We start from the raw sequence: 750 nt of genomic DNA, 5'->3' as shown, positions 1-750 counted from the left end.
GCTGGATGACCGGGTCTCCGCGGTCGTCGGCGCGGCAGTAGAGGCCCTCGTCGTACAGCGCCTTGGAGAGGTAGCCGCGCAGCAGCTTCTCCGCCTCCTCGTCGTTGAAGGTCTCCTTGGTGGCCTTGTCCTTGACCAGCTCGATGCCGTAGAAGTACCCGTCGCCGCGGACGTCGCCGACGATCGGCAGGTCCGTCAGCTTCTCGAGCGTGGCCCGGAACGCGTCGCGGTTGTCGCGGACGTTCCCGAGCACCTTCTCGTTCTCGAAGATGTCGAGGTTGGCCATCGCGACCGCGGTCGAGACCGGGTGGCCGCCGAAGGTGTAGCCGTGGTTGAAGGCGTTGGTGCCCTGGAGGAACGGCTCCATGAGCCGGTCGGAGGCGATCATCGCGCCGAGCGGGGCGTAGCCGGAGGTGATGCCCTTGGCGCAGGTGATCATGTCCGGCTGGTAGCCGAAGCGGGTGGCGCCGAACATCTCGCCGAGCCGGCCGAAGGCGCAGATGACCTCGTCGGAGACCAGCAGCACGTCGTACTCGTCGCAGATCTCACGAACCCGCTCGAAGTAGCCGGGCGGTGGCGGGAAGCAGCCGCCGGCGTTCTGGACGGGCTCCAGGAACACCGCGGCGACCGTCTCGGGACCTTCGTTCTCGATGGCCACCGCGATCTGGTCCGCCGCCCAGCGACCGAACGCGGTCAGGTCGTCGCCGTGCTCGGGGGCGCGGTAGAAGTTCGTGTTCGGGACCCGGAACG

Annotated in this window: 1 protein-coding gene; it reads right to left on the bottom strand. The window is 68.1% G+C overall.

What is annotated here, in order from left to right:
* Positions 1–750 (bottom strand): aminotransferase class III-fold pyridoxal phosphate-dependent enzyme (locus EKO23_RS24765; RefSeq protein WP_134721257.1); only part of this gene is annotated, 750 nt, incomplete at both ends.

This window comes from Nocardioides guangzhouensis (genome assembly GCF_004519545.1).
Lineage (GTDB): Bacteria > Actinomycetota > Actinomycetes > Propionibacteriales > Nocardioidaceae > Nocardioides > Nocardioides guangzhouensis.
This window is presented reverse-complemented; position numbering and strand designations above follow the sequence as displayed.